We start from the raw sequence: 25647 nt of genomic DNA on the forward strand, positions 1-25647 counted from the left end.
GAGGCGGCCGCCGCAACGGGTTGCGCTGCAACGCAGTTTCAGAAAGCGCTACAGCCAGCCCGAGCGCTTGAAGCTCGCGTACAGCGCGCTACATCCCACGCCAATCACCCCCAGAACCCCAAAATACCCGTAATGCCAGCCAAGCTCCGGCATATTCTGGAAGTTCATCCCATAGATGCCTGCAATGGCGGTGGGGAGGGCCAGGATCGCCGCCCAGGCAGCGAACTTGCGCTGCACGATGCTCTGGCGTGACGACTCCAGCAGCATGCCGATCTCGATGGTCTGACTGGCGATGTCGCGGATACTGGCCAGATCTTCCATCTGCCGAGTGACGTGGATCTGCACATCGCGAAAGTACGGGCGCATGTTCTTGTCGATGAAGGGGAAGTTCAGGCGCTGCAGCTCTTCGCTGACCTCCACCATGGGCGCCACGTAGCGGCGCAGGCGCAGGATGTCCCGACGCAGGCTGTGCAGGCGCTGGACGTCCTCCTCTTGGAGCGAATTGCTCAGCACGCTCTGTTCCAGCTCCTCGATCTCGCCGTGGATGGCCTCGCTGACCGGTTGGTAGTTCTCGGTGACGAAGTCGAGCAGGGCGTAGAGTACGAAGTCTTCGCCATGCTCGAGCAGCAGCGGGCGCGCCTCGCAACGTTGGCGCACCAGGGCATAGGATTTGGAGTGGCCGTTGCGGCAGGTAATGATGTAGCCGTTGCCGGCGAAGATGTGCGTCTCGATGAATTCCAGCTTGCCTTCATGGCGCACCGGCGAATAGGTGACGATGAACAGGGCGTCGCCAAAGGTCTCGAGCTTGGGGCGGCTGTGCTTTTCCAGGGCGTCTTCGATGGCCAGTTCATGCAGGCCGAACTGGCGCTGCAGGTTGGCCAACTCTTCGGCATTGGGCTCCTCCAAGCCGATCCAGACGAAGTGCCCGGGCTTACGCGCCCACTCGCTGCCTTCATCGATACTGATATTGGTGACCTTTCTGCCGGCGCTATACACCGCCGATGCCACGACTCGCCCCATGGTTGTCCGCTTCTTCGGTTGAACACCCGATACAGCTTGGGCTCAGTCACGTCATAGAGCAACCATCGCCTGCGCGTGCCGCTGGGGGCCTCAAGCGCATTGCCGATCGAATCAGCTTTGCACCAGCTCGCCTTCCATACGGTCGATGCACTGCTGCATCTGCGTGCGGCATTGCTCGATCAGTGTCGGCAGGTCCTGCTGGCTCATGCCGGCGGTGGCGATCGGCGGCAGCGAACGCACGATCACCGTGCGCTGGCGCCAGCTGTTGAGCCCCAGGCGCTTGGAGTAGCGGCTGACGCACACCGGCACGATGGGCACACCGGCCTCGATGGCCATGTGGAACGCGCCTTTCTTGAAGGCCAGCAATTGCTCGCCGGGGTTGCGGGTGCCTTCGGGGAAGATCCAGATCGAGGTGTCGTTGCGCAGGATGCGGGTGGTCACCTGCATGGCCTTTCTCGCCTGGTAGGCGTTCTTGCGATCCACCAGCACGTTGCCGCCCAGCCAGAACAGCTGGCCGAACAGTGGGATCCAGCCCAGGCTCTTCTTGCCGATGGCCACGGTGCGTTGCGGTACCACTTGGCCGAGGATGAACAGATCGAAGTTGGACTGGTGGTTGGCGACGATGACGCAGCCCGGTGGCTGGTCCCACAACGGGCCGACCTCGGCCTTGACCTTGATGCGCATCAGCCAGGCGGCAGGCAGGCTGTAGAGGCGGGCGAACAGGCGGCTGTTATCGGGGTTGAACGGCCGGCACAGGCCGATGACCAGGCCCGCCACGCCGACGAACAGAAAATGCAGCGCCAGAAGGAGCATGCGGAGCATATAGAGCATGGGACGACTCACACACCAGACAGTCGCGGCGCAGTGTACGGGTGTGCACTGCCCGGGGCAAACCTTTGGGTGTGGCGCAGCGGGAAAGCCCGCGGCTACTGGCGCGCGGGCTCCCATCGTGAAGGGCGCCGGGGACTCAACCCATTTGTTGCTGGTCCAGCAAGATGGCGTTGTCCAACGTTTCGAGCAGGTCTTTGCGCACCTTGAGCTTGGTGTTCTTGTGCGCCAGCATGTTGATCTTCTTCAGCTCGCGGGCGGCAGCCAGGGCGGTCTCCTGCAGTTGTTCAGCGGGCACCACCTTGTCGAGAAAGCCTGCATCCACCGCGGCATGCGGGTCGAACACTTCGGCATTGATCACCGCACGATGGAAGGCCGAGCGGCGCAGACGGTCACGGGCCAGCTCGATGCCGGCGTGGTGCATGGTCATGCCGATCTGCACTTCGTTCAGGCAGATCTTGTAGGGGCCTTCGACACCGATGCGGTAGTCGCCCGACAACAGCAGGAACGCTCCCTTGGCCACGGCGTTGCCCGGGCAGGCGACCACCACCGGGAAGGGGTGGCTGAGCAGGCGACGGGCGAGGGTGGAGCCTGCGGTGACCAGGCCGACGGCTTCCTTCGGGCCGCAGGTCATCACCTTGAGGTCGTAGCCGCCGGAGAGAATGCCCGGCTGGCCGGTGATGATCACCACGGCGCGCTCTTGCACGGCGCGGTCCAGGGCGGCATTGAAGGCGGCGATGAGATCCGGCGAGATGGCGTTGACCTTGCCGTTGTTCAGGGTCAGGGTGGCGATGCCGTCTTCGGCATGGTAGGTAATCAGCTCGCTCATGACAGAGTCCTTTGGGTGACGTGGCGACGACGGTACCCAGCGGCGCCGGTCAGGTAAAGCGATAAGGCTGACCGGTCGGTCAGCGTCTGGGCCGCGCCCCTTGTCGCGACGGGGCAGGGGCAATATGGACTGTAAAAGCACTGGCCAGATTGGCAGCATTGCCCTGGCAGGCCCGGTGTTTTGGCCAATTGGCTTAAGCGCATGAAAATTCTGAAAAAAATGCTTGCCAAAGGAAAAGTCTTCTACTAAATTAGCGCGCCTCGACAGGCTGAACTGCTTGAAGAGATCCGGTGAAGTGTCCGAGTGGTCGAAGGAGCACGCCTGGAAAGTGTGTATACGAGAAATCGTATCAAGGGTTCAAATCCCTTCTTCACCGCCACATACCAAAACCCCTGATAGTTAACGCTGTCGGGGGTTTTTTGTTTCTGGTCGTCCGTAAACCCTCCCTTCTTGCGTACACAGGGAGCATACACCGAGCATGGCCCTAACAATGGTTAGACCTACGAAAGACTCTCGCGGCGTTTACGAATACAAGCGCCGCTACCCCTCCGACCTGGCGCCGTTCTTCAAGAAGAATGCGCGCTGGAAGTGCAGCCTCAAAACGCGGGACCCCTCGGAGGCACTTAAGCGTTTCGCGCCAGTCCACGTGGAGTGTGAGCGGGCGTTCGCCATGCTTCGCGCCGTTCACCTCAAGGGTGCCCAGTTGAGCTTGACCGATGCCCAGCAGCTGGCTTCGCGCTGGATGGAGGGCAAGATGGATGCAATGGAGGCTACAGGGGACTACTCGGAGTTCGTGTACCTTGACGGGCACGAAGACCAGGAGGGCGAGTCATTCAGCTATTGGACACCCCTGGCTGCCTGGCACGAAGGGCCTGCCGCGTCTCTGGTTAACGTCTACATCCGTGAGGCGCTGGACGCCAACCAGTACCCGCCTGTGGCTGAAGGTACAGACCTGCACACACTGTTGGTCGAGGTTTTCCATGGTGCCGTGGCTCAATTGTCCAGCCTTTGCTACGCCCGTCTGACTTACAAGGGGCATTACACCCCGCGTCCGGTCGTAATGCCGCATGCCCCCTTGTCTGTTGAGGTGGCGGTCAACCCTGCTTTGTCCGGCTCCGGTCCGACGTTGCAATTCGTTTTTGACAAGTGGGCAGAGGACAAGCTTCAGACGGACCCGCATGGACAGCGGACCGTCGATGACTACAGCGGCACCATCCGCCGGTTCCAAGAGCTGTACGGCGACCTGCCGGTATCCTCCATAACACGGGCCTTGATAGGTGATTTCCGCATTGCCCTGGGGAAAATTCCTACCAAGGGGGCCGGTATTCGGGCTCTGTCGGCCCCAGAGGCCATTGCCAGGGGCGAGGCTGAGGGCCTTCCTACCGCCTCGCTTGCGACTCTTATCAAGCAGCTTAAAGCTTTTGGGGCTGTCCTCAACTTTGCTGTCCAGCGCCTTGAGGCCATGCCGGAGGAGCCTGTCACTGCCTCCGGTATCTTGAAGTCCATCAGCAAAGCAGCCCAGCGCGCTGAGGTTCGGACGGGTGAGGAGAAAGTGTTCACTCGGTCCGATCTGCTCCGGATGTTCAACAGCCCATTGTTCAAGGGCGCCTATCAGCCGCCGCGTGCCGACTACGGCGAGGCTCTTTTCTGGTTGCCCCTGCTGATGCTCTATACCGGGGCGCGTCGGGAGGAGGTCGCCCAACTGTTGGTTGGTGACGTTGGTCAGTGTCCAGATACCGGTATCTGGTTCCTCGACTTCAAGCCGGGGGAGGGCAAGACGGTAAAAACCTCAAGCAGCCGTCGGCGCATTCCGCTTCATGACGACCTGCTAGAGCTGGGGTTCATCAAGTACGTTCAAGGGGTGCCAGCGTCCGGGCGCGTGTTCCCTAAGCTGACGGCCAAGACCTCCAACGGCTATGGCTATGCGGTAGGTGTCGCGTGGTCCAAGTACCTTGCCAAGGTCGTCAAGTTGGACACCGAGGCTGATCCGTCCCACGGCTTCCGGCACACCTTCAAGACCATCTGCCGGGAGGTCCATATCGAGACGGCTGTGGCCGACTGGATTACTGGGCACGCTTCTACGAACGTCGGGGCGAAGTATGGTGTGCGCCCCTTGCAGCGTATGGCTGAGGAGTTGAAGAAATTCCCGAGCTTGGCCAGGGAAGTTGGGTTACTGCCCCGAGAGAGCGCCGCCTGAATCTACCGGTTCAGGCAATGTGGCCCTGAGCTGAAAACCGCAGGGGGGCGGAGGGATAGACCCTCAACATCCCCTGCTGGGTTACGCCTTCTTCTTCCTGGGAATTGGGTGGCAGTACAGGATTGCCAGCGCCTCTAGGGTCTCCCATTCACTGGCGAGATTGGGGGCAGCGCCCAGGTTCCTGGAGCCGGTGTACACCTCTGCTGCTGTCGCCAGGTCCGCCTGGAGTATTCCACCCAGTGACTGTCCGTATGGGTCGCTGTCGTCGTCCAGGGGGAACGACCCGGCATGATAGGAGACGGTGCTCCGGGTATCGATACGCTTGTTGCGGATGCGGCGGAGGGTCTTCGCTTCCAGCTCCCTGTGTTCGGGCTGTAGGTGCCCAGCGTGGCGCGGTCGCATGGTCAAGTAGCTGTAGATCTGGTCAGGCAGGAGCGCCATGGAGTGCGCCACTTGTGCCAGGGTTTCGCCCGCGCGCAGGCGACCCAGGACTTCAGCCGAAGTGGGGGTGTAAGGGGTCATTGGGTACGTATTCCGGTTTCGAGTTGATGACGCTGCAGGCCCTGTCCAGCAAGGGCCCGACAGTCGTGTTGTTGCCTGCACCTGTTCAAATTGAACAGCGTGCCTGGAGGTGTCGTCAGAAGTCCGTGGAGTCGCGCCAGTCGTTCCCCAAGACCGCTTCTGCAAGGTCTCGGAGCCGGTTCTTGAAGGCCTCCCTCGCAACGGGGCAGGTAGCCTCCTGGAATGCCTGACGAGCGCTGTCCAGGTGACTGACGACGGCCTTGGTGGTGGCTGGAATGGGTGGCGGTAGTTGGTGGCATCCTCCGTCAGCGTCACAACTACTTCCACCGTACTGGTTGAAAATCTTGCGGAAGTCCTTCTCCATCCAGTTCCTTATCGTGGTGTGGGGGCGACCAAGTTCCAGGCCAATGTCCCGGTAGGACTTCAAGCGCCCCCGAGACTTACGGTGACGTCCTGTGCGGACGTAGACCCGAAAGACCTCCCTCATTTCACTGGGTTTCAATTGCAGGCCGTGGGTCAGGTTCGCTTTAGCGGCCATCCACTGGGCTTCTTCCCTAGTGGCCTCGGTGATTGACGCGTCAGCCTCTAGATGACCCAAGCTCTCCAAGGCTGCAGCCCGATGATAGCCGTCGACCAAGCAGGGCACTCCATCGACCACGGCCACCTGGAGCGGCGGTAGTTGCTGGCCTGCTTTGATGGCTGTGGCGTACCGGGCAACGGTCTTGGGGCATAGTTTCTTGCGGATCTGAAAGGCGGGTGAGCGGCAAAGCTGCGCAATGACTACCTTGCTGTCGGTGGCGGTGCTGTTAGGTAAGGTGTCCATAGCAGGGCTCCGTCAGTGGCGCAGGTTGGCGGGGACTAGGGCTGTTCCACCCTTTCGATTGACCGGTCCGAGCTGGAGCCAGTGGGTGGTATCGTGGTCGACGGGGGCAAGGTCCAGTAGGTCGGGGCTACTCCAGGAGCGTGTCGCGTTGATGACCAGCTCCAGGGCTTCGCCCAGGCGGACGTCTCTGCGCTTCTTCCTGGCCAGGGCATTGGCGAGCTGAACCAGGTGCCGGACGTGGTCACGTCGCATGTGGATGTGGAAACGGACCAGCGTGGGTGGGATTGTGCGTAGCATAGGTGGTAGGTGTTCCTTGGGGAGGTAAACGCCGATACCCCGCCAGGAGGTCCGGGCAGGGGTGTATGGGGCGTTTCGGTGATGGATGGGTGGGGCACGGCCCCCAGCGTCGCAGGCAATCAGGGACGGTGCGGGTGGGTCTTGCTAAGACTGGCCCTAAATGCTTTTCGGGGGGGGCGTGGCCTTACCGCTGGTGGAGTAGTCCTATGACTGGCTGTAAATACCATTCCGGCGGGAGTTCAGGGGCGGCAAGCGTCCACCGGGTCCGCGCCCATGGCAGCTCTACAGGCCCGTTTCACAGTGGCCTGGGACACCTTCCAGTGGTGGGCGGTGGCGGCGATGCTGGAGCCGGTCTCCCTCCTCCAGGCCGCAATGGCGGCGTCGTCGTGCTGCTTGGGGGCGCCCAGCTTGCGACCATCGGCCTTGGCCTTGTTAATCCCCGCCATCTGCCGCGCCCTGATGTTCTCCCGCTCCAGTTCGGCCACGCCGGCCAGCAGGGTGAGCATCAGCTTCCCGGTGGGGTTGGACAGGTCGAAGCCCTCGCGCATCGAGACCACGGTGACACCCTTCGCTTTCAATGCCTCCACGGTTTCCAGGACGTCGATAGTGTTCCGGCCCAGGCGGTCGATGGCAGCGACGACAACGGTGTCCCCCTTCCTGGCGTAGCTGAACAGTGCCGCGAACCCCTTCCGGTCCATCGCCTTGGTCGTGCCGCTGGTGGCTTCGTCGGTGAACCAGCCGTCCTCAGATACGTTGAAGCGGTGGCCGATGGCGTGGCGCTGTGCCTCGATGGACTGGCCGTCGGTGCTGACGCGGGTGTAGGCGATGATAGCGGTCATGGTTGGGGCTTCCTGGTCCACAATGTAGGTTCAAAAAGCTATCGGGTAGCTCAGATAAAGTCAACACTTGTGAGCTACCCTGCACCCCCCATTCCTTTGTGGGCATACCCGGCGTCCCATGGTGGGTCACAAGGTGTACTTAATGAGCTAGGTGGGCCGTGGCCTGAGCTAGGCCATGAGGGCATTGAGTGCGCAATTGCGAATGGGCTCGTGGCCGCGATAGCTGGAGGCGTCAGCCGACCGAGCCCCCGTCCCTGCTTGCGGTGTGATGCTCCGTCGGCTCAACGACCAAGGGCGGGGTACGGGGGGAACGGCGCTGGTGCCCATACTTACTATCGGCTCTCAAATTTTTGTCCCGCGAATAGCCCGACTAAACGCCGAAGTGGGGGCGGGAATGCTCGTACATGCTGGGGATGCCGAGCTTCTCGAAGAAAGCATCTGCAAATGCAACCGCGCTTGCTACTGCCCACGTAGCACAACCCGCCCCCAGCACCTTGTCCGGGTAAAAGGGGTTGCCCTCACTAGTCAACTTATTAAGCTCAAACTTTCCCCGGAGCTTCTTCTCGAAGTCGTGCTCAGTCCCTTGAGCCTCGTCGCCAATACCAAAGTTGAAGACGGTTTCAGGCTCATAGTGAATCAGCGCATTTCGAAGCTCGACCAGCAGCTTCACGTCCTGATAGGGGCTAGCTCCCCTCGATAAACCTGGCTTCGCATTCAACTCAAGCGCCAGCTCAAACTTCTCAAGCATTGTGGACCGTTTGAGTGGGGAGTTTCCCCATAGAGCCCCCATTACCTTATGACTCGGTACACCTTGGAGCCAGCCTGGGTCGAAGCCCTCACGGCAATCTGCCCATAGCTCGTTGATTACAGCCTCTAAAAACGCGACTGACAGCATAGTGCTGGTGACGACACATGCCTTGTGCTCACGGAAGCCTTCACTCGCTGAAGGGTCTCCAAGCGTCAAGACGGACTCAAGCGCGGTTGCACGCTGGGAGAAGAGTGCCGCCGCAGATAGGTGGGATGTGGACAGGTAGTGCCTAGATGAAGCGCTGCACGAGATCGTGATGGGCATGGCCGTCTCCTTGCTCTGAAACGTCGATAACAATGGCGCTACACCATGCCAGCAATGCCTGGTCTTGGGTACACTTCGTGCCTTACGACCTCCTTTGAGGGCGCGTTCTAAGTGGGTTTACAGGTTTCTCCCAGTGTCGGCGGTTCGACTCCATTCCATAGCTGTAGACAGTTGTCTTTCACATTGGCGGGCTGGGACGATGCCTGTTTGTCTGCCTATGGTCTTTTAAGTGGTGCCAGTATCGGTGGAGTCGTTGAAACAGGCAGCGGATTCTATGCGGCTCCATTACCGTAGTATCGGAGCTGTGCTTATCGGGATATGCCCTTACGAATAAGTACACCGGTGGCCTGGTCTGTTGAGGTCTCTTGGATGGAATTGAGCGTTTGCCAGTGAGGGAGTTTGAAGCATCACCTGGGGGGAGGGGGATTGTCTATACGCTTCTCTTTACAAGGCGGCTCAGATTTTTAATCCAGAAATAGCCGCCAGTCAATTGGGGCACCACGTCTCTACTGACACCAGGCAGCACTGCCACATCAGAAAATGGTGGTCGAGTGAGCATAAGAGCGTAAAGCTGTTTTGAGACTCGCATCTCTGGCCCCTGTAGCCCCATGCAATTTGGATCTAGGAAATAGGAGCGAATGCGGGCATAGTAGCCAAGAGCCATCACGCTGATGGTCGTGCTTGAATGGACCCGAACTACATCAAAAGGACCTCTTTATGCAAACACTCGCCACATACTTACTTGAACGCACAGTGGTTTCAAGTGAAGCTAAAGAAGATACTCTAAGTTCTGTAAATCAGCTAATAAATAGGTGGTTAAAAGGTAAGGGTGTTGCCAGTCCCGAGCAGTCCGATGGAGTATTCTACTCTTTAAACTCAGAAACTGCAGGTAATTACAGGCGAGAAATCATTGAGCTGGATGGTGACTATCTCATAAAATTGAGTCTTGAAGAGTCTCCGCGGGATAATCAGATATTTACAACCACGATTTCTTTGGCGGCAATTGCGTCAAGGATTTATGTGTATTCGACTTTAAAGGCTACTACTAAGTCAAGTATCCTCTCCCCGCTTACTATCGATGCACGATGCCCTTCTATCGTGAGGGATATACTGCGTAGCAGTACCGAGTGGAGGATAGGCGAATATCTTGTTCCTGCTGGGGAGAGAGTGCTATGTCGTGGAGAGGATGAAGGATTAGAGTTGGCGAGAGTTATTACTTCCGATGATAGGATTTTCCCTTTGGTTGTTGTTTCGGACTACGATGGAGACCAAATTTGGTCAGGTTTAAGCAAGAAAATTGCTCATGATCTAGCTGGGCTCGCGCACGTCTATGAGGTGGATGACCAATCATCGTGGGCTTTAACCGATGTATTAGGGAAAAAGAACTCATGCTATAGCGGGGCTGTACGGCTGTATTGGCCCACCAAGGCTAAGATTTCGGGAACTAATTGGACGCCGTATGCGCTTCTGTCGGGTGATCCGGATGAAGTTGAATCCAGATTCCGGCGCCAACTTAGGCGTCGTATTATGTCAGTCTCAACAATGACCCTCCTTCCACCCAAGGAAACTGTAGAGATTCAGAGTGCGTGGTCTCGTCGGCGACTTAAAGAGCTTGAGGGTGAGCTCGCGAATTCTAAAGAACTGTACGAGCTTGCACTCACTTATCTAAGTGATGCCGATACACTGAGAGAAGAAAACGCCAAGCTGCAGAACGAGCTGTCGTCGGCGGTCAATCGCGCTGAAAACGCTGAAGCAATGTATGAATCATTTATCGCGCAGTTTCAAGGGGAACCTCCCATTGCTAACGGAGAGGAAGCGGACATTCAGGTCGGTGATGCCGTAAATGGTGACCCCGTAGTCGGTGAGGTCAGGTATTACAAGAAAGTTCGTAATACGCCCTCTTATGATGTGCTTGCTAGAGTTGCTGATTGCGGGCATAGCAGCTGGCAACCTGGTAACAAAGCGGAAAAGGCCAAGAAGGGCGTTGAGCGCCTGGAGGGCCGCAATACCTGGGATACAATTCAACATTGCGGTACATGCAGTGGAGGAGGCATGTGGCGGGTGAAGTGGTAGCTTTGCCTGGCTAGTTTTAGTCTAGAGGATTATAGCCTCAGGCGGATGGTGCGGGTCGTTAACACAAATGCGTTCAGGCTCATGAGTGCTGGGCTTGAACGCTTGCTGGCTTAAGTGCCAGTCGCTTCGATTGGCATATGTGGCGAATGGATTACTCGTTTTTCTTGTGTGCTTTGTTATAGAGGTTTGTGCGGATTTATTCATAAGGTGAAGTGCTGTTTTTGGTCTTCTATTCTGTTGGTTGTGATTCTAGATAGTCTGCAGCGCGTCTTAGATTTTGGATGCTGTCTTTGAATAGGCCGAGTCCTTGATTGCATTTGTTGCACAGCAGTCCTCGGATCTTTCCCGTGTCATGGCAGTGATCTACGACCAATCCATCAATTGCGGTTTTATAAATGATATGCCCGTCTTGCTTGCATATTTTACAGACTCCACCTTGTGCGTTTTTCATGTCGAGATACGTGGAGTACGACATGTCATATTTTTCCCGGTATAGCCTATTTCTGCTCTTGCACTGCTTTGTGCAGTAAGTTTGTGGTGGTGCGTGTGGTAAAAACTTTTCTCCACACCCTTTGCATTCCTTGGCTCCGAAGCATTTTCCATAAATTATGCTTGGGTTTCTTCTTGCTTCAATTTCGCATTCGTCAGAGCAGAAAGTTAACTGAGTCCACGAGGGTTTGAACTCATTTGTGCAGGAAGGTATTCCGCACTGTCTAGAGGCTTCTAGTGAAGCTGGAGATGCTCGGTTTGCGACTTTTCGTGTCTTTCTTTGTTCGAGTGACTTGCATTCTGTGGAGCAGTATTTCCTGTTGTGAGCTGGTGTAATAATTTTTTCTCCGCAACCTGCTCTCCAACAAACTATCTCATAGGGTCCTAGTTGGGTGCCTGTTGCTCTGCTTCGTGCTGATTGTCGATTCATGCAAGTGTCTGAGCAATAGTTACTTGTTTTTCTCCTTGGGGTGAAAATAGCGCTACATCCAATAGCACGGCAAACTCTATCAGTTAGTGGGGCCGTTCTTGGCTTTCTGCGGGCTTCTGACTCGCGTCGTTGGCATGATAAGGAACAAAATTTTCTATTATTTCCTCTGCCATGTGTCTCGATTCTGAAAGTTTCATTGCATGGCGGGTAATGACAGGTTTTTATCATGAGGTGCGCTCGATTTGGCCTGATTATTTTTTAGCTCACTATTTTTCACTCTGCAATTTTTCGGAGGGCTTAAGGTTCTGGCGAGTCACGCATTGACTAGGTTGTCGCATCCATGACTGCATTGGTCGTTCGGGGAAGTGAACGACCGTAGAAGGGGGCCCCAGACCGATACAATAGCGCGGCTCGTCACATGGTGAGCCGTCGTGGTGGCCTCATCGGTCCCCCGCAACGATTACCCGTTAACCTGGTTAGGCCCGGAAGGGAGCAGCCATAGCGGTAACATCATGTGCTGGGGTGTGGCTGGCAGGTTGCTTCCACGGAGAATGGAAAACAACGCCATTGTGGTCGACCTCCATATCAGCGATGCAAGTCGATTTGTATCACCGCCCTGCCACCCTTTTGTACCACTTCGATGACAATGCTCCCGCCGTTACCGCTAGAGGTAGTACACCTTAGTGATGCAGGGAGCAGGTGATAAGTGTTCTGGCGTTCATAACTTGTCAGGCCAAATTTTGCGATGTTATAGATTCTCCAGCCCATAATGGTGTCTGACGGCCCTTAATTTTGCTAATGGAAATGAGCTAGCATCGGCTTCGCTCCCCTTCCATGGAAGTAGGAGGCTGGTTTTGAGTTGGAATACCTATTTTGAATAGCTTGTGGATGGGGCATATGGAAAGAATCAATGAGGCGTTTATTCGTACGATGGATGATAAGCTGATAGATGAGGATGTGTATCTTCATCAGCGGCCATTCCGCATTGTTGCGGAGTGGATGACGCAGCACGGTCTGGAGGGGGACTTTCTCGATGAGCGTATATGGGGCCCGCTTATGGAGGATTATAGAAAACTATACCCTACCGGTGATTTTTCTATTCCCGCGCTTCTAAAAGCGGGAGTGGCGATGAGGGATAGGTTTTATCCTGTCAGGGTTAATGTTGGACTTGGAACTTACAGCATCCAGCCGTTTGATATGATAGAGGTTTCAAGGCCCGAACTTGAGCGTATTTTCAAAAACTACCCAGACATAGGGTGGGCGGCACTCTATGGTGTGTGCGACCTTTGGGATTTTGCTTATGGTGTCGATGACCTACGACTCCATGATACTCCGGCAGTTCAACAGCTCAAAAATGCACAGTCAGCCATAGCATCAACTGCTAGCATTCTATCTCAAACCTTAGATACTGATTCTGCTGTCCAGACCTGCTGCCTAGCTGCAGAGCTATCGTTGAAAGGTGTGCTGTTACATTTGGGGGTAGATGCGGTTATTGTTAGGAATTACGGACACAATTTGCGGAGAATTGCGGAGAAGCTTTCGCAACTTAGGCCAAACGCCAATGACATCCGGTTGTTAGAGGCATGCGAGAATTTCCCCAACTATGTGAATAGTCGCTACTCAGCGCACGGGCTAACTAAAGTTCAGCTGCTGGCTTTGGCTATGCGTGCTCAATTCGTAGCGGCTGAGGCTGTACGTAGAATTTCAGAAAGAAATCTAGCTGGGCAAGTGGAGGCTGGCGAAGGCATGCCGCGTCCAGGATTTCAGATTATGTCCTGAATTTACTGGTCAAACGTCTTGCATTTTGCAGATTCAACCCGCTGAAACTATGTAGCCGAGCAGGCTGAGTCATTGACTCGACGTAGCGTCGCAGCCCCCAATGCCCACCTACCCGATGGTGAGGATGGTGGCGTATATGAGGGAGGAAGCTTTGGGGGTGGTTGTGCGTACCCAGAATGCGTACACTTGTAGGCGCAAGGCGTGCTTGAGTGCCTTGTACTTATTGGGGTTTACGATGGTGGATTATCTTCAAGGGTTCAAATCCCTTCTTCACCGCCACATTCCACAAGAAGCCCCCGCGCAGAAATGCCGGGGGCTTTTTGTTTGTTCGTCTTTGGGTTCGGGGCTGCTGTGCAGCCCGTCCTGTCCCGCCATGGGGCTGCCAGGCAGCCCCTGATCTCTCAGAAGCTGACCGAAGCCGACAGTCTCGCTGTGCGGGGCGCGCCCTGGAACAGGTAGTTGTCGCCCAGGTAGTTCCCCACATCCCGCCAGTAACGTTTGTCGAAGACGTTATCCACTGTCAGGCGCAGCACAGTGTCATAGCCGCCGATGCGAGTACGATAGCGGCTGCCGATATCGAACACCGTGTAGCCACCCACCTCCACGTTCCCCGCCTGGCTCGCATACTTGCTGGCGCTGTAGCGGGCGCCACCGAGCAGGGCCAGGCCCGGGACCGGCAGGCTGTAATCGGCCTGCAGCGCGGCGCGCAGACGCGGGACGTTGATCGCCTGGTGCCCTTCGTAGGCATCGGTGCCGCTGTTGTGCACCCGGGCGTGAATGGCCGCGGCGCTGGCCTGGATTTGCAGGCGCGAGGTCACCCAGCCGCTGGCGCCCAGTTCCAGGCCGGTGTTCTTCTGTTGGCCTTGCTGCACATAGGTGAAGCCGCCGTTGTCCGGGCGTGCGTATTGATAAGCCTGGCGGATCTGGAACAGCGCGGCGCTGAAGCTCATGCCCTGCCAGTCATGCTTGATGCCCAGCTCCGTCTGGTGCGACAGGGTGGGGGCGAGGATTTCAGTGGCATTGCTGGCAAACCAGGGCGCGGTACCACCGGCGGACAGGCCTTTTGAGTAGCTCGCGTAGAGCGTGGTGTCCGGCTGCGGCTTGTAGATGAGCGCGGCGTTGGGCAGCAGCTGGTATTGCTGGGTATGGCGACCGGCATCGCCGTTCTCGTCCCAGGTTTCTTCGTCCAGGCGCACTTCGCGGGCACCGATGATGGTTTGCCACTGTTCGTTGAAGGTGATCTTGTCGCTGACGAACAGGCCATACTGGCGGCTGTCCAGGCGGCGCTCGCTGGCGCCGATGGGTTTGTCCGAAGGATCTTGCGCTGGAGCACCGGTGTAAATGTTGCCGGTGCCGATCCGATCCATATAGCTCGGGCGCTGATCAAGCGTGCGACGCTGGGCACTGGAGCCGAGAGTCAATTCATGCCCAATGCCTAGTGCGTCGAAATGACCATTGAGCATTGCTTGGGCTTCATCGATGCGTCTAGTGTCGTCCGGGCTTCGGAAATCATAAATGTCGTAGTCGCCCTCGGGGCTGAAATGCGACAGCCCGCCATTTTCGCTGCCCCAGGCGAATGCACTGTAATCATCGATCACTACTTTGCTGCGCGAGGCGCTCAGGGTGCCGCTCCAGGCATCGCTGAAGCGGTACTCGAACCGCCCACCCACGTTCAGCGAGTCGTTCTGCACAGGCTTGGCCCAACGCTGATAGGCCAGATGGTCGTCAGGGTCCACGCCATGGGGCACTTCGGTACCGCCCAGCAGTTGATACCCTGGAACCGACAGTTGCTCGCGATGTTGGTACTCGGCATCGAGTTGCAAGATGGCATCGGGGTTGATCTGCCAGTCGAACGCCAGGGAGGCGAAATCGCGCTTGCCGTCGGCATGGTCGACGTAGGAGCGGATGTCTTCATGGGCCAGGTTGGCGCGCAGGCCAAACTGACGCTCGCTGCCGAACCAGCCCCCAAGGTCGGTGGCCAGGTAGCGCTCGCCTTGCTCGTTGGTCGCTACGCTGACGCTGCGCACGTCCTCGGGACGCTTGGTCACGTAGTTGATCAGGCCGCCAGGCGCCGACACACCGCTCTGCAAGCCCGACAACCCCTTGAGCAGTTCCACCTGCTGCTTGTTCTCCAGGGCCACATTCTGCTCGCCAGCGATGGTCTGCCCGTTGATGCGGTAGCTGCTGGCGGCGTTGAGCTCGAAGCCGCGCACGTTGAAGTTCTCGTAATAGCCGACCGGGGCGTAGCTTTCGCCGACCGAAGCATCGCTTTGCAGCACTTCGCTGAGCGTGCGGACCTGGCGATCATCCAGCAACTGACGACTGAACACGCTGACCGAGGCTGGTGTGTCGAGCAGCGGGCCCGGTTGCAAGCCGCCGACCTGGGCTTCGCGAGCCTGATAACCCTCATCGCCGTAAACCTCCGATACGCGCAGCGGCGCCAAGGTGACGCTGTCATCGGCCAGCCCCTGGGCGCTGTGCAGGGCAAGGCCCAGGCCAAGCAGGCTGAGAGGCAGGCGAGGGCGAAGCGGGGTCATGCAGGGCTCCTTGAAGCTGGGCGCGGGTCGCGGTGATACCGGGATGTCAGGCAGGGGGCGCCGCCGACGTTGCGTCGGGCGGGCAAAAGGGCGCCATGGTAGCAGGCACGAACGCCCCAGGCGCCAGCATTTCGCAGGCACCTGGGGACTGAAACGATTGGGGTGGAAAAAAGATTAGGAAGAGGAAGAGCGCTGCCGTTTGCGCCAGTTGTCGTCGATCTTCGACCAGGTCTTGCCGTCGGTAATGGCCATCAATTTGCGACCGTCCTTGAAGGTGGCCAGGAAGGTAGCCTCTTCATCCTTGCCGCCCAGCCAGAGCCCGGCGAGCAGGCCGACGGGCCCGGCCACCAAGGCACCGGCCACGCCCCAGCCGATGGCGCTGCCCAGGCTGCGACAGGGCTCGAGGCTGGCGAGCCTGAGGTCCTGGATGCGTGTGAGGGAAATCCGCTCGCCCGGGGATGGGCTGCGCGGGGTCTTGAGTGTGAGCGATCCATTGCGATACTCGCCTTCACCTTGCAAGAAATCGCCGGATTGCACCGTGAGTCTTGTCATTGTGTCGTCCTGTCCGGGAAAGGGCTTTGACCAGCGCCTACTGAGCGCTGTGGCGCTCGGCAAGTCAACGGGCAGGCGACGGAGGGTTGGTGGCGCATCGCCGCAGGATTTTTGCGGGTTAATCCCACGGGCAGATCATCTGCACCGGCCCTTTCGCGGGTAAACCCTTCCCCACAGGTTCGGCGGAGCCCTTGAGAGCCACGCGGTCCAGCGCTGTGGCGGTTCAGCGATGCCTTGCGGTTCGACGCGGGCGTTGTGGGAGCGGGTTCACCCGCGAAAGGTCAGACAGTCACGCCGCCTGCATGGCCAGCTTGCGCTTGCGCTCGGCCAGCGCCCATACCACCAGGGCCAGCGCGCCGATGACCAGTCCGGCCACGACGATCCCCATCCAGCCCTGGCGCTGGAACAACTGGGTGCCCAGCAGCGAGCCCAGCGCTCCACCGATGAAGTAGCAGGTGATATACCCGGCGTTAAGCCGTGTGCGGGCTTCGGGGCGCAAAGCGATCACCGCGTTCTGGTTGCTGACGTGTATCAACTGCACGGCAAGGTCCAGTACCAGCACCCCGATCAGCAAGGCCACCAGCGAATTCTGGGCAAAGCCCAGCGGCACCCACGAGAGCAGCAGGGCGACCAGCCCGACGGTGGTGCCCAGCGAGCCTTGGCCACGGTCGGCCAGGCGTCCGGCCCAATTGGCCGACAAGGCACCGGCCGCACCCGCTAGGCCGAACAGGCCGATCACAGCATCGGAATACTGGTAAGGCTCACGGGCCAGGAGGAAAGCCAGGGGTGTCCAGAACAAGGCAAACAGACTGAACGCCAGCAGGCCCAGCAGCGAACGCAGACGCAGCACCGGCTCTTCGACGAACAGGCGGAACACCGAACCGATCAGGGCTGGGTACTTGAGCCCCGCGTGGGAGTGGTGCTGCGGCAGGCTGCGATACAGGGCGATGGCGGTCACCGCCATCAATACCGCGGCCAGTACATAGATGCTGCGCCAGCCGCCGATCTCTGCCATGAACCCTGCGGCAGTGCGTGCCAGAAGAATGCCCAGCAGTAGCCCGCTCATCAGCGTGCCCACGGCGCGGCCGCGTTGCTCCGGGGCGCTGAGGGTGGCGGCCATGGGCACCAGCACCTGGGCCACTACCGAGAACAGGCCGGTCAGCGCCGTGCCGAGCAACAGCCAGGGCAGGCTCGGCGCGCAGGCACTGATCACCAGGCCCAAGGTGGCGATGGCGACCATGCAGACGATCAAACGGCGCTGTTCGAACAGATCGCCGAGCGGCGCCAGCAGCAACAGGCCAGCCCCGTAGCTGAGCTGGGCAGCGATGACGATGGTCCCGGCGCTGGCGGTGTCCAGGCCAAATTGTTCGGCGATGCTGTGCAGCAGCGGTTGGGCGTAGTAGTTACTGGCCACGGCCAGGCCGGTGGCGGTGGCCATCAGCAGGATCAAGGCGCGGCTCAGGGATGGGGTGTTCATGGCTGCTCTCGTTGCGGGCAATCGGAAGTGGATGCAAGTATCGGGAAGTGCGCGGCATGACGCCAATGTATAGTTTTCAACTTATCTATCTTGAAAACAGATCAATTCATGAACCTCAAGCAGCTCGAATATGCCTTGGCCGTGGCCGACACCGGCAGTTTCACTCGCGCCGCCGAGCGCTGCCATGTCGTGCAGTCGGCACTGAGCCATCAGGTGGCCCGGTTGGAGGCGCAACTGGGGGTGAGCCTGTTCGAGCGAAGTTCGCGGCGGGTGCGGCTCACGCCGGCCGGTGAAGCCTTCGTGCTCAGTGCTCGGCCGGCGGTGGAAGCGGCGCTGCGCATCCCCGAGGATGTCGCGGCGGCCTGCGGCCAGGTGCGAGGACGGTTGGCGATCGGTGAAATCAGTTCGCTCACGGCGCTCGATCTGGTCGATCTGTTGGCGGTGTTTCACCAGCGCTACCCAGACGTGGACATCCGCTGGTTGACCGCCAAGAGCGAATGGCTGGTAGCCGATGTCAACGAGCGGCGCCTGGATGTCGGCTTCATCGGCCTGTGGCAGGGCGAGACGCTGCAGGGCGTACAGCATCGTTTGTTGGCCCGTGAGGCCTTGGTGGCGGTGCTGCATCCGGACCATCCTCTGGCAAATCGTGGGCAACTGGCCCTGGCGGAACTCTCGGACCAGGTGTTGGTGGACTTTCCCGAGGGGACCGGTGCGCGCCGGCAGACCGATGAGGCGTTCCTGGCCGCGGGTGTGCAGCGTCGGGTGCAGTTCGAGATCGGTCATATCCGCCTGGTGGAAAAATTCGTCCAGCGCGGCATGGCCGTGGGTTTGGTTCCCGAGCGTATCGCCCAGGGTTTCCAAGGCGTGGCCATGACCTACCTGGATGATGCGCCTGTGCGTCACCTGTACGCGGTGTGGTCGAGCAGCCCGACGCCAGCGGCGCGAGCGTTTCTCGAGTTGCTCCAGGCGCATCTGCAGCCACATTGAGATGTCGCCACTCTATTCGCAGGTAAACCCGCGAAGAGATGACACTCAGGCGGCAAAGCCGCCGTCGGCCGTCAGGCTTGCGCCGGTGATATAACCGGCTTCAGGCCCTGCCAGGTAGGCCACGAAGCTGGCAATTTCATCGACCTTCCCATAACGCCCGATGGCCATCAGCGGGATCAGGCTGTCGGCGAACTCGCCCGATGCCGGGTTCATGTCGGTATCCACCGGCCCGGGCTGCACATTGTTCACGGTGATGCCCTGTGGGCCCAGGTCGCGAGCCATGCCTCGGGTCAGGCCGACCAGTGCCGACTTGCTCATGGCATAGGGCGCGCCGCCTGCGAACGGCATGCGCTCGGCGTTGGTGCTGCCGATGTTGATGATCCGTCCGCCCTGGCCCATATGACGCGCCGCGGCCTGGCTAGCGACGAACACGCTGCGCACGTTGATGGCCAGCATACGGTCGAACTCAGCGAGGTCGAACTCGGTCACCGGCGCCACGGCGAGCACGCCGGCGTTGTTCACCAGGATGTCGAGACGGCCGAAGGCTTCGACGGTAGCCTGCACAGCCTGCTGCACGGCGGCGGCATCGGCGCTGTCGGCGCGCAGGGCCAGGGCCTGGCCACCTTCGGCGTTGATGTCGGCAGCCAATGTAGCGGCGGTATCGGTGGCGCTGACATAAGTGAAGGCGACCTTGGCGCCTTCCTTGGCCAGGCGGCGGACGATCGCCGCGCCGATACCGCGAGAACCGCCCTGGACCAGGGCCACCTTGCCGTTGAGGTTGAATGCGTTGGACATGCTGATCTCCTGCTTCTAAGCAAGGCCCGATGCCTTGGATGGACGCAGTATCGACCCTGGATTACCTGCTGATAAGATGGCAATCGCGATTAGCAGAGTAAACCTTGGGTTGATAATCATGGCCATGGAATCGTTCAGCACGCTGGAGTGCTTCATTCGCAGTGCCGAGGTGGGCAGTTTCGCCGAGGCGGCCCGACGCCTGTCCCTGACCCCGGCGGCCGTCGGCAAGAACGTCGCCCAACTGGAAGCACGATTGGGGGTACGGCTGTTCCAGCGCAGCACGCGCAAGCTCACCCTGACCGAAGCGGGGCAGCGGTTTCTGGGCGAGGTCAGCGACAGCTTCCGCACCATCCAGTACGCCATGGCCAACCTGGCCAGCGCCGAAGGCCAGCCGGCCGGGGCGTTGCGGGTGAGCATGGGCACGGTGTTCGGGCGCCTGTACGTATTGCCATTGCTGGGGGAGTTTTTGCAGCGATACCCGGCGATCATCCCGGATTGGCACTTCGACAACCGCCAGGTCGATCTCATCGGCCAGGGTTTCGATGCCGCCATTGGCGGCGGCTTCGAGCTGCCGCCGGGCGTGGTGGCGCGTAAGCTCACACCTGCGCATCGGGTGCTGGTGGCGGCACCTGACTACTTGCAACGCCACGGGCCGATCGAGGCACCTGAGGCCTTGCCGCGCCATGCCGGTATTCTCATCCGTTCGCCCCAGACTGGCCGCGTGCGTTCCTGGCCGCTGACCAGCCGCTGGCAGGAGCAGCGGCCGTTACAACTGCACCAGGCGATGACCATGAGCGATTCGGACGCCGCCTGTGTGGTGGCCGAGCAGGGATTGGGCATTGCCCTGGTCAGCCTGCCGTTCGCAGTGCCCTATCTGGTGGCCGGGCGTTTGCGCAGAGTGCTGCCGGACTGGTACGTCGACGATGGGCATATCAGCTTGTACTACGCCGAGCACAAGCTGTTGCCGGGCAAGACCCGGGCGTTCATCGATTTTGTGGTGCAGCGGTTTGCCGAACAGGGGTTGGCGAGGCGGTTCAATGCGCTGGAAGCGCTGTAGATTTGTGGGCTTACCGTCCCCTGAAGGCGTGGGTTCACCCGCGAATGGGCCCGCTCAGATCACCTCGACGACTACCTGAACGTGAGCCACACCGGCCACCACCAGGCTCACTTCGTCATCGACCTTCTTGCCCAGCAACTGCTGCCCCAAGGGCGAGCGCGGGGTGATGACCGTGACCTGTTCATCCCCGGCATCGATCTTGAGTCCGGCGGCTTCCGGACCTAGGAACAGCAGGCGCTGGTCACCGCTTTCGTCTTCCAGGGTGACAAGGTTGCTGATCTGGATACCGCGCGTCGGATCATAGTCGCGTAGCAGCAACTGCTGGTACGCCAGCAGCGACTGGCGGATCTCGGCCGAGCGTCGTGCCTGGCCGGTGGCGAGGTACGAAGCCTCGAGACTCAGGGTGTCGTATTTGTTCTCGGCGATGTTCTCCTCGGCAGTGGCAGCTTCGTAGGCGGTCTGGGCCGCGCGACGGAGCACGTCCTCATCGCGTGCGAGGGTCTCGACGATACGGGCGAGCAGGGCGGTTTTGTCCATGGTCAGTAGCAGAATTCCAGTACGTTGGCCTGGCTCTTGTCGGTGGGGGCGGTGCGGTTCTGCTGCAGCCAGAACTGACACTTGGGGTTGTTCAGGTTGCGCGGATTGCCCTGTGCGGCATCGACGGCCTGGCGGGCCTGCTGCTCCTGCAGGATCACCTTGTAGCGCTCGAACATCTCGGCCTGGGCATCGGCGGGCTGGGCTGGCGCTGGCGCAGCGGGATAGAGGGCCGGTGCAACGGTCTGGGCCACCGGTTGCACCTGCTGCGGCCACCACCGCCAGGCCAGCCACAGGCTCAGGGCGATGGCCACGGCACCGAGCCATAGGCCAAAGGCCACGCAGAGGATCAACTGCGCAGGCTTGAGGGTAATCTTCAGTTCGCGGTGACGGGGCATGAGGGCCTCCTGGCAGGCAGTTCTTGGCCTGCATTGTCGCATGGCGGCGGTCGATATTTTCAGCTTCGCGCTTTCGTCTGCGACAATTTATCCGCAGAATCCGCGGTTTTTCCGCGCGGTGAGGGGAGTGGGCATGAAAGCCACCTGGGACATCTTCTGCACGGTCGTGGATAACTACGGCGACATCGGCGTGACCTGGCGCCTGGCCCGGCAACTGGTGGCCGAACAGGGCCTGGCCGTACGCCTGTGGGTGGATGATCTAACCGCGTTCGTGCGCTTGTGTCCGCAAGCCGATGCCGGCGTCTCGCAGCAATGGCAGGCGGGTGTCGACGTGCGGCACTGGCCGGCCCAGTGGCAGCCGGTGGAGCCCGCCGATGTGGTGATCGGCGCTTTTGGCTGCCGGCTGCCTGCGGACTACGTCGAGGCCCTGCGGCTGCGCTCCCGGCCTGCATTGTGGCTGAACCTTGAATACCTCAGCGCCGAAGACTGGGTGGAGGGCTGCCACGGGTTGCCCTCGCCACAGGCCAATGGCCTGCGTACGGTGTTTTTCTTCCCAGGCTTCACCGACAAGACTGGCGGCTTGCTGCGCGAGGGGGCGCTGCTGGCCCGGCGCGAGGCCTTCGAGGCGGATCCGACGGCACGCCGGGCGTTTCTCCAGCGCCTTGGCGTGCAGGTGGAGGAGGGCGCGCGGTTGATCTCGCTGTTCGCCTACGAGAACGCGCAACTCGGGAACTGGCTCGAGGCTCTGGCCGAGGATGCTCAGCCCAGCCACCTGCTGGTGCCAGAGGGGCGCATCCTGGCCGATGTGCGTCGCTGGCTCGACGCGCCGACCCTAGGCGTTGGCGATGTACGGCGCAGAGGCGCGTTGACCGTGCAGATCCTGCCTTTCGTCAGCCAGGACGACTACGACCGGTTGCTTTGGGCTTGCGACTTCAATGCCGTGCGTGGCGAAGATTCGTTTGTGCGCGCCCAGTGGGCCGGCCAGCCGCTGCTATGGCATATCTATGTCCAGGAAGAGAACGCCCATTGGGAAAAGCTCGAGGCTTTTCTCGCACTTTATCGCCAGGGCCTATCAGAAAAAGCAGGGAATGCGCTGGTCGATCTCTGGCGTGCCTGGAACAAGGATCAGGACATGGGGGCTGCCTGGCGCGGGGCGCTTGGGCACTGGCCGGAGCTCGTGGCCCATGCCCGCCAATGGAGCACCGCACAGGCCGCTCGGCCGGACCTTGCCACGACGCTGGTACAGTTTTACCGAAATTGGCTATGATACGCGGCCTCGATTTTTATAAATCCATCCAGATTCGGATACTTCGTAATGAAAACTGGTAAAGAACTGAAACCCGGTACCGTACTGCGGATCGACAACGACCCGTGGCTGGTACAGAAAGCTGAATTCACCAAGTCCGGTCGCAACAGCGCGATCATGAAGACCAAGCTGAAGAACCTGCTGACCGGCTACAAGACTGAAACCGTCTACTTCGCCGACGACAAGCTGGACGACGTGATCCTCGATCGCAAGGAAGTCACCCTGTCCTTCATCAGCGGTGATGCCTACACCTTCATGGACACCACCGACTACACCATGTACGAACTGAACGCCGAAGACATCGACGCCGTTCTGCCGTACATCGAAGAAGGCATGCAGGACGTCTGCGCCCTGACCATGTACGAAGAGAAAGTCGTATCGGTCGAACTGCCGACCACCATCAGCCGTCAGGTCACCTACACCGAGAACGCCGCGCGTGGCGACACCTCGGGCAAGGTCATGAAGCCGGCCAAACTGGCCAACGGCACCGAAATTCAGGTTGCCGACTTCATCGAGATCGACGAGTGGATCGACATCGACACTCGCGACGGCAGCTTCAAGGGCCGTTCCAAGAAGTAATCCTTCTTGCGATCGCAAAAAACCCGGCCTCGGCCGGGTTTTTTTATGCCACTGCAAAGTCTTCATGTCATGCCTGGCAATGCCTTCTACTCGCGAAAAGGCTCAGACGGTCACATGCAGCCTGACATCCACATTGTTGCGGGTGGCGTTGGAGTAAGGGCACACGTGGTGCGCTTTTTCGACCAGTTCCTCGGCCTCGGCCTGGGCCAGACCCGGCAGGTTGATGTGCAGGTCGATGTCCAGACCGAACCCGCCAGGGATCTGGCCGATGCCGACCTTGGCCGTGATCGAGCTGTCTGCCGGCAGTTGTTTCTTGGCTTGTCCTGCGACGAACTTCAAGGCGCCGATGAAGCAGGCCGAGTAGCCGGCGGCGAACATCTGCTCAGGGTTGGTGCCTTCACCGCCTGCGCCGCCCAATTCCTTGGGGGTGCTCAGTTTGACTTCGAGCTTGCCGTCGCTGGAGCGGGATTTGCCATCGCGACCGCCGGTGGAGGTTGCTTCAGCGATGTACAGGGGAGTGACCTTTTGCATCTTGAGCCTCGCTTGTGTGCTGTGCGCCATGGCGCTGGGTGGGTACGGGGTTTAAGTTAGCGTTCAATTATTTTGCGCGCAAGATAAATTTGCCGCCGCTCATCGGAACGGTCCTACCAGCATAGCCCTCAGAGGTTTTTTTGCAGGCTGGCGCGCAGCTCCAGCAGGTCGGCCTGCAGTTGTTGCAGGCGTTCGACGCTACGCCCGCTGGCCTGCAGGATGCACGGAGGCACGCGCTTGGCCTCGTTCTGAAGGGCGCGGCCCTTGTCGGTCAGTTCTACCAGTACCACCCGTTCATCCTCGCGGCTGCGGGTCCGCTTGAGCAGGCCTTCGCTTTCCAGGCGTTTGAGCAAGGGTGTAAGAGAGCCGGGATCGGTGAGCAGGCGTTGGCTGATCTCGCCGACCGTCAGGCCGTCCTGCTCCCAGAGCACGAGCATGGCCAGGTACTGCGGATAGGTCAGACCCAAGGCTTGCAACAGGGGCTTGTAGACCTTGGTCATCAGCAACGAGGTGGAATGCAGGGCGAAGCAGACCTGGTTATCCAGCAGCAGCTCGTTGCAGGGGGCGGTGGTGGTGGCGTTCATGCAGGTCCTTCAATGAGTTCAGGTGAAAATCTAGCACGCTGATGGTTAGCGCGCTTACTACCCGCGCAGTTCGCTGCGCAGGGCCAAGTCCCAGGGTGGTATCGGGCTGAATCGGCTCTTGAGGAATTCGAGCAGCAAGCGACTGCGAGAGTTCGTTTCATGTGCCAGGCGCATTGCATAGATGCCGCTGCTTTCTGCTGGAGGCAGGCCGTTGTCGCAGAACAACGGCACCAGTTCCCCCCGCAGCAGGTAGTCGCTGATCAACCACGTGGGCAGGTGCGCGATGCCGAGCCCGGCCAAGGCACCGAACAGCAGGGTTTCGGCATTGTTGGCCGCCATGCGCATGCGTGCGGGGCGATACAGGCGTGCCTGGCCATCCACCGTGAAGCGCCAGGCGAAGGGGGGCGCCAGCCCGTCCCAGTCCAGGCCGTGGTGATCCGGCAACTCGCTGGGGCAGGCCGGTACACCGCGGCTGGCCAGGTAGGCGGGGCTGGCGCAGGCAATGCGCACCATGTACGCCAGGGGCGTCGCCACCAGGCGGGTATCGGCCAGGGGGCCTGCACGCAGCACTAGGTCGACCTCTCCCAGGTGGCTGCCGTGCAGGTCGACGAAGCTGTCGATCAAGCGCAGTTGCACATCCAGGCCCGGGTAGGCCGCCAGGAAATCGGCAATCGCCGGGGCCAGGTGGCGGCGCCCGAAGGCAGCCGGGGCATCGACGCGGATCAGGCCTTCCGGCGCGCTGCTCAAGGACACCGCTTCGGCCCGCGCCAGGCGCAGCTCCTCGATGATGCGCCTGGCACGTTCGGCGAAAGCCTTGCCGGCTGGCGTGGCTCGAACGGCGTGGGTGCTACGGTCGAACAGACGGCTGCCCACCGCCTGTTCGAGATTGTCGATGCGCCGCGCCACGGCCGAAGGCGTCAGCGGGTGGCGTCGAGCGGCGGCGGAAAAACTGCCGGTTTCCAGTACATCGAGGAACAGGCTCAGTTGTTCGGTGAGAATATCGGGGCTCATGGTGACTCTGCTTGTGCGAATGACGCAAAGCCATTGTGCGCTGCTGTGCGTTTCCCCGCCAGGCATCAATCGCTAGCATGCAGACATCGTTGAATGTGGAT

Annotated in this window: 25 protein-coding genes, 1 tRNA gene and 1 other RNA gene; 9 read left to right on the forward strand and 18 right to left on the reverse strand. The window is 59.9% G+C overall.

Annotation, left to right across the window (positions count from 1 at the left end):
• Window positions 1–48 precede the first annotated feature (48 nt).
• The 3 genes from ABOA88_RS12275 to ABOA88_RS12285 all read right to left on the reverse strand — a co-directional run bounded on the left by ABOA88_RS12275 (window position 49) and on the right by ABOA88_RS12285 (window position 2677).
• On the reverse strand, window positions 49–1020 hold the full coding sequence (locus ABOA88_RS12275) for a magnesium and cobalt transport protein CorA (RefSeq protein WP_367851179.1): 972 nt from the start codon (window positions 1018–1020) through the stop codon (window positions 49–51).
• Window positions 1021–1131: 111 nt separating this feature from the next.
• Window positions 1132–1851, reverse strand: coding sequence for a lysophospholipid acyltransferase family protein (locus tag ABOA88_RS12280; protein ID WP_196169431.1), 720 nt, complete (start codon window positions 1849–1851; stop codon window positions 1132–1134).
• Between the two features lie 136 nt (window positions 1852–1987).
• The gene (locus tag ABOA88_RS12285; RefSeq protein WP_196169430.1) at window positions 1988–2677 is read right to left on the reverse strand and encodes a crotonase/enoyl-CoA hydratase family protein; all 690 of its coding nucleotides are present in this window, start codon (window positions 2675–2677) and stop codon (window positions 1988–1990) included.
• 289 nt (window positions 2678–2966) lie between these two features.
• On the opposite strand from ABOA88_RS12285, the gene ABOA88_RS12290 reads away from it, so the two are divergent.
• Together ABOA88_RS12290 and ABOA88_RS12295 are read left to right on the forward strand one after the other, a co-directional pair.
• Window positions 2967–3056 (forward strand) — tRNA-Ser (locus ABOA88_RS12290).
• Between the two features lie 99 nt (window positions 3057–3155).
• Window positions 3156–4874: a DUF6538 domain-containing protein gene (locus tag ABOA88_RS12295; RefSeq protein WP_367851180.1), complete on the forward strand. Its 1719-nt coding sequence runs from the start codon at window positions 3156–3158 to the stop codon at window positions 4872–4874.
• Window positions 4875–4955: 81 nt separating this feature from the next.
• Here the strand turns inward: ABOA88_RS12295 and ABOA88_RS12300 are convergent, their stop codons facing one another.
• The 5 genes from ABOA88_RS12300 to ABOA88_RS12320 all read right to left on the reverse strand — a co-directional run bounded on the left by ABOA88_RS12300 (window position 4956) and on the right by ABOA88_RS12320 (window position 8427).
• Window positions 4956–5315, reverse strand: coding sequence for a hypothetical protein (locus ABOA88_RS12300; RefSeq protein WP_367851181.1), 360 nt, complete (start codon window positions 5313–5315; stop codon window positions 4956–4958).
• A 196-nt stretch (window positions 5316–5511) separates the two neighbouring features.
• Window positions 5512–6219 carry a ParB N-terminal domain-containing protein gene (locus tag ABOA88_RS12305; RefSeq protein ID WP_367851182.1) on the reverse strand — a complete coding sequence of 236 codons (708 nt, stop codon included), beginning with the start codon at window positions 6217–6219 and terminating at the stop codon, window positions 5512–5514.
• A gap of 12 nt (window positions 6220–6231) precedes the next feature.
• Window positions 6232–6516 carry a hypothetical protein gene (locus tag ABOA88_RS12310; protein WP_367851183.1) on the reverse strand — a complete coding sequence of 95 codons (285 nt, stop codon included), beginning with the start codon at window positions 6514–6516 and terminating at the stop codon, window positions 6232–6234.
• Window positions 6517–6755: 239 nt separating this feature from the next.
• Complete coding sequence (locus tag ABOA88_RS12315; protein ID WP_367851184.1) at window positions 6756–7355, reverse strand: recombinase family protein; 600 nt, start codon at window positions 7353–7355, stop codon at window positions 6756–6758.
• Window positions 7356–7725: 370 nt separating this feature from the next.
• Entirely contained in the window at window positions 7726–8427 is a 702-nt protein-coding gene (locus tag ABOA88_RS12320; protein ID WP_367851185.1) for a hypothetical protein, read from the reverse strand.
• A gap of 717 nt (window positions 8428–9144) precedes the next feature.
• Here ABOA88_RS12320 and ABOA88_RS12325 point away from each other — a divergent pair.
• Entirely contained in the window at window positions 9145–10500 is a 1356-nt protein-coding gene (locus tag ABOA88_RS12325; RefSeq protein WP_367851186.1) for a hypothetical protein, read from the forward strand.
• A 229-nt stretch (window positions 10501–10729) separates the two neighbouring features.
• On the opposite strand, the gene ABOA88_RS12330 is transcribed toward ABOA88_RS12325, so the two are convergent.
• Window positions 10730–11647 carry an endonuclease VII domain-containing protein gene (locus ABOA88_RS12330; RefSeq protein ID WP_367851187.1) on the reverse strand — a complete coding sequence of 306 codons (918 nt, stop codon included), beginning with the start codon at window positions 11645–11647 and terminating at the stop codon, window positions 10730–10732.
• Between the two features lie 213 nt (window positions 11648–11860).
• Here ABOA88_RS12330 and ffs point away from each other — a divergent pair.
• An RNA gene (gene ffs / locus ABOA88_RS12335) (signal recognition particle sRNA small type) lies at window positions 11861–11956 on the forward strand.
• Between the two features lie 360 nt (window positions 11957–12316).
• Complete coding sequence (locus ABOA88_RS12340; protein ID WP_367851188.1) at window positions 12317–13198, forward strand: HEPN domain-containing protein; 882 nt, start codon at window positions 12317–12319, stop codon at window positions 13196–13198.
• 401 nt (window positions 13199–13599) lie between these two features.
• Here the strand turns inward: ABOA88_RS12340 and ABOA88_RS12345 are convergent, their stop codons facing one another.
• From ABOA88_RS12345 to ABOA88_RS12355, 3 genes are all read right to left on the reverse strand, one after another.
• Window positions 13600–15735 carry a TonB-dependent siderophore receptor gene (locus ABOA88_RS12345; protein ID WP_367851189.1) on the reverse strand — a complete coding sequence of 712 codons (2136 nt, stop codon included), beginning with the start codon at window positions 15733–15735 and terminating at the stop codon, window positions 13600–13602.
• A 174-nt stretch (window positions 15736–15909) separates the two neighbouring features.
• Window positions 15910–16287 (reverse strand): hypothetical protein, encoded by a 378-nt coding sequence (locus ABOA88_RS12350; RefSeq protein WP_196169428.1) that lies wholly within the window; start codon window positions 16285–16287, stop codon window positions 15910–15912.
• A 289-nt stretch (window positions 16288–16576) separates the two neighbouring features.
• Window positions 16577–17764 carry an MFS transporter gene (locus ABOA88_RS12355; protein ID WP_367851190.1) on the reverse strand — a complete coding sequence of 396 codons (1188 nt, stop codon included), beginning with the start codon at window positions 17762–17764 and terminating at the stop codon, window positions 16577–16579.
• A 108-nt stretch (window positions 17765–17872) separates the two neighbouring features.
• Here ABOA88_RS12355 and ABOA88_RS12360 point away from each other — a divergent pair, with 108 nt between their 5' ends.
• On the forward strand, window positions 17873–18751 hold the full coding sequence (locus tag ABOA88_RS12360; RefSeq protein ID WP_196169426.1) for a LysR family transcriptional regulator: 879 nt from the start codon (window positions 17873–17875) through the stop codon (window positions 18749–18751).
• A 45-nt stretch (window positions 18752–18796) separates the two neighbouring features.
• Here ABOA88_RS12360 and ABOA88_RS12365 read toward each other — a convergent pair whose 3' ends face one another.
• Window positions 18797–19546 carry a 3-oxoacyl-ACP reductase family protein gene (locus ABOA88_RS12365; RefSeq protein WP_196169425.1) on the reverse strand — a complete coding sequence of 250 codons (750 nt, stop codon included), beginning with the start codon at window positions 19544–19546 and terminating at the stop codon, window positions 18797–18799.
• A 118-nt stretch (window positions 19547–19664) separates the two neighbouring features.
• Here ABOA88_RS12365 and ABOA88_RS12370 point away from each other — a divergent pair, with 118 nt between their 5' ends.
• A complete protein-coding gene (locus tag ABOA88_RS12370; RefSeq protein WP_367851191.1) occupies window positions 19665–20603 on the forward strand; it encodes a LysR family transcriptional regulator in 939 nt (312 codons plus the stop codon).
• A 54-nt stretch (window positions 20604–20657) separates the two neighbouring features.
• Here ABOA88_RS12370 and ABOA88_RS12375 read toward each other — a convergent pair whose 3' ends face one another.
• Both ABOA88_RS12375 and ABOA88_RS12380 read right to left on the reverse strand, forming a co-directional pair.
• Window positions 20658–21140, reverse strand: a complete 483-nt coding sequence (locus tag ABOA88_RS12375; protein WP_367851192.1) for a GreA/GreB family elongation factor — start codon at window positions 21138–21140, stop codon at window positions 20658–20660.
• A gap of 2 nt (window positions 21141–21142) precedes the next feature.
• On the reverse strand, window positions 21143–21535 hold the full coding sequence (locus ABOA88_RS12380; RefSeq protein ID WP_367851193.1) for a hypothetical protein: 393 nt from the start codon (window positions 21533–21535) through the stop codon (window positions 21143–21145).
• 133 nt (window positions 21536–21668) lie between these two features.
• Here ABOA88_RS12380 and earP point away from each other — a divergent pair, with 133 nt between their 5' ends.
• Together earP and efp are read left to right on the forward strand one after the other, a co-directional pair.
• On the forward strand, window positions 21669–22802 hold the full coding sequence (gene earP, locus ABOA88_RS12385) for an elongation factor P maturation arginine rhamnosyltransferase EarP (protein ID WP_367851194.1): 1134 nt from the start codon (window positions 21669–21671) through the stop codon (window positions 22800–22802).
• A gap of 48 nt (window positions 22803–22850) precedes the next feature.
• Entirely contained in the window at window positions 22851–23420 is a 570-nt protein-coding gene (efp, locus tag ABOA88_RS12390) for an elongation factor P (RefSeq protein ID WP_043209827.1), read from the forward strand.
• Between the two features lie 102 nt (window positions 23421–23522).
• Here efp and ABOA88_RS12395 read toward each other — a convergent pair whose 3' ends face one another.
• The 3 genes from ABOA88_RS12395 to ABOA88_RS12405 form a co-directional block, all read right to left on the reverse strand.
• Entirely contained in the window at window positions 23523–23951 is a 429-nt protein-coding gene (locus tag ABOA88_RS12395) for an organic hydroperoxide resistance protein (RefSeq protein WP_070573220.1), read from the reverse strand.
• Window positions 23952–24079: 128 nt separating this feature from the next.
• On the reverse strand, window positions 24080–24535 hold the full coding sequence (locus ABOA88_RS12400) for a MarR family winged helix-turn-helix transcriptional regulator (protein ID WP_196169421.1): 456 nt from the start codon (window positions 24533–24535) through the stop codon (window positions 24080–24082).
• A 57-nt stretch (window positions 24536–24592) separates the two neighbouring features.
• Window positions 24593–25546: a LysR family transcriptional regulator gene (locus ABOA88_RS12405; protein WP_196169420.1), complete on the reverse strand. Its 954-nt coding sequence runs from the start codon at window positions 25544–25546 to the stop codon at window positions 24593–24595.
• Window positions 25547–25647: the final 101 nt, after the last annotated feature.

This window comes from Pseudomonas sp. PKS, from assembly GCF_051913525.1.
GTDB classification, from domain to species: domain Bacteria; phylum Pseudomonadota; class Gammaproteobacteria; order Pseudomonadales; family Pseudomonadaceae; genus Aquipseudomonas; species Aquipseudomonas guariconensis_D.